A 2318-nucleotide genomic window follows, 5' to 3' on the forward strand; every position below is an offset into this window, starting at 1 on the left:
GCGACGCCCGGTCCGTCGGTGGCGACGGCTCGACGGGTCGCCGCGACGCTCGGTGCCGCGCACGCGACGGTCGCGCAGGCGCAGGCCGAGTGGCAGCAGGCGCAGGACGCCGCGGCGGCGCGCGCGGCCCGCCCGACAACCCCGAGCAGCGACGGGAACGGGAGCAGCGGCGGCGCGGCGACGGGGACGCCGCCGTCGTGCCGGACGACGTACAACGGCCCGCCGTTCTACACGTCGCCCGCGACCGACGGCGGCGACGGGTCCAACGGGAAGCTGCCGCCGTCGGCGCTCACGGCCGTGTCGTGGGACGTCGACCCGCGCGGCACGCCGTACTACCTGCGCAACGACGCGACCGCCGCGCTCGAGCGGCTCAACGTGGCGTTCCGGGCGCGGTTCGGGCACGACCTCGACCTGGACCTCACCTACCGCGACTACGCGACGCAGGTCGCGATGCGCGAGGCGCTCGGGACGATCGCGGCGGTGCCGGGCACGTCGTCGCACGGGACCGGGCTCGCGATGGACGTCCCCGAGCTGCCGTGCGAGTACGGCTGGGGCACGCCGCAGCGCGAGTGGCTGGTCGCGAACGGGCCGTCGTACGGGTGGGTCGTGCCGTCGTGGGCGCGGCAGAACGGCTCGAACCCCGAGTACTGGCACTTCGAGTACCGCGGCTGATCCGGCGGGGCCGTCAGGCGGCCCGCCGAGACCCGCGGCCCGCTGGCGCGGGGGCTGAGCGGGCGTCCGCGACTCACCGGCAGCGACCGACGGCCACCGGCGACGCGGCGGGTCAGACCTCGTGCCGGTCGGCGGGCGGGCGGACGGCGTCGGCCGACGACGGGACCGTGAACCACGACACCGCGCCGCCCACCGCGAGCAGCCCGGCGCACACGAGCATCGCGACGCGGTGCGCGTCGGCGAGCGTGCCGGGGTCGGTGAGCCCGGCGCTGCCGACGCCCGCGACGAGCGGCAGGACCGCGATCCCGAGGAGCCCGGCGACGCGCGCGACCGCGTTGTTGACGCCCGACGCCACGCCCGCGAGGTGGTCCGGCGCGGACGCCAGCGCGGTCGTGGTGAGCGGCGCGACGACCGCCGCGAGCCCGAGCCCGAACAGCAGGACGCCCGGGAGGACGTCCGTCAGGTACGGGGCGGACGGGCCGATCCCGGCGAGCAGCACGGTCGCGCCGGCGCACACGAGCGGACCGACGGTCATCGGCAGGCGCGGACCGAGCCGCACGCCGAGCGCACCGGACGTCGACGACAGCAGCAGGAGAAGCAGCGTGACGGGGACCGGTGCGAGGCCCGCGGCGAGCGGCGAGTAGCCCGACACCACCTGGAGCGTGACGACGAGGAAGAAGAAGACGCCCGACAGCGCCGCGTACACGACCAGCGTCGCCGCGTTGGTGCCCGCGAACGGGCGCCAGCGGAACAGTCGCGGTGGCACGAGCGGCGCCGCCGCGCGCGACTCGACGAGCACGAACGCGACGAGTGCGAGCACGCCTGCAGCGAGCACCGCCGCGACCGTGGGCCGGAGGGCACCGTCCTCCGTCCACGCCGTGAAGGCCCACGTGAGGGCCGCGAGGCCGAGGGCGGCGAGCGCGGTCCCGGCGACGTCGAGCCGGCGCACGGCTCCCGGGTCGAGCGTCTCGGGGACGGCCTTCAGCGCGACGACCACCACGACGGCCGCGATCGGCAGGTTGATGCCGAACACCCACCGCCACGACGTGACCTCGACGATCCAGCCGCCCAGGAACGGCGCGATCGCGCCCGCGATCCCGCCGAGCCCCGACCATGCGCCGATCGCCCGGCCGCGGTCCTCGCCCGCGAACGTCGACTGGATGATCGCGAGCGAGCCGGGGGTGAGCAGCGCGCCGCCGACGCCCTGCAGGGCGCGCGCCGCGACGAGCAGCCCGACGGTCGGCGCGAGCGCGCACGCGAGCGACGCGACCGCGAACCAGACCACCCCGACGAGGAACACGCGCCGTCGCCCGAACCGGTCGCCCAACGACCCGCCGAGCAGGAGGAACGCGGCGAGCGTCAGGGCGTAGCCGTTGACGGTCCACTGCAGGTCGGCGGTCGTCGCGTCGAGCTCGTCGGCGATGCGCGGCAGCGCGATCGTGACGACGGTCGCGTCGATGAACGCGATCGCGGACCCCAGCACGGTCGCGACGAGCACCCACCGTCCCCGCGCGGACCGGTACTCCACGACGGTCGAGGTCGGCGGTGCGGACGTGCCGGCGCGCGCCGCCGGCCCCGGCGCGTCCGCCGGCGGGTCGGCGCCCGCCGCGGGCCGGGCGGGCCCGGAGTCGTCAGCGGGGCCGGTC

2 protein-coding genes are annotated in these 2318 nt (G+C 77.0%); one reads left to right on the plus strand and one right to left on the minus strand.

Features of this window, described 5'->3' with window-relative positions; all coding sequences use genetic code 11:
* A partial coding sequence (locus CTKZ_RS17180) for a M15 family metallopeptidase (RefSeq protein WP_200829796.1) occupies nt 1–672 on the plus strand: 672 nt, incomplete at its 5' end.
* A 112-nt stretch (nt 673–784) separates the two neighbouring features.
* On the opposite strand, the gene CTKZ_RS17185 is transcribed toward CTKZ_RS17180, so the two are convergent.
* Nucleotides 785–2200, minus strand: coding sequence for an MFS transporter (locus tag CTKZ_RS17185; RefSeq protein ID WP_124344088.1), 1416 nt, complete (start codon nt 2198–2200; stop codon nt 785–787).
* Nucleotides 2201–2318: the final 118 nt, after the last annotated feature.

This window comes from Cellulomonas algicola, from assembly GCF_003851725.1.
Classification (GTDB): domain Bacteria; phylum Actinomycetota; class Actinomycetes; order Actinomycetales; family Cellulomonadaceae; genus Cellulomonas; species Cellulomonas algicola.